Source organism: Sphingobium sp. LSP13-1-1.1 (genome assembly GCF_040676415.1).
Classification (GTDB): domain Bacteria; phylum Pseudomonadota; class Alphaproteobacteria; order Sphingomonadales; family Sphingomonadaceae; genus Sphingobium.
The window spans coordinates 1-253 of the sequence record NZ_JBEGHU010000099.1; the positions used below are offsets into that span (position 1 = coordinate 1).

Sequence of the window (253 nt, forward strand, 5' to 3'; positions counted from 1 at the left end):
CGCCCGGCGCGACGTTGAAGGCGATTTCTTCCAGATGCATCGTCATGCCTCGCTGTTACAGCGAGGCATGACGATGCCGGCGCCCTTTCCTTCGGCGGGGCAGATCGCGCCGAAGATCCATGCCGAGTGAGGTGGCCTCGCCTTCTTGGACAGGTTGGCGGCTAAGTTAAGCTCATCGCGGATGTCGTTTTATGCCGCCATTTGGGTGATCAAATCCTGGGGGGCATGCCCCCCAGGATTTGAAGCGCCGATT

The 253-nt window shown here is 60.1% G+C and carries 1 pseudogene; it reads right to left on the minus strand.

Features of this window, described 5'->3' with window-relative positions:
• Positions 1 to 126: pseudogene (locus tag MRBLSP13_RS22415) on the minus strand (IS630 family transposase); the annotation flags it as partial.
• Positions 127 to 253 lie beyond the last annotated feature (127 nt).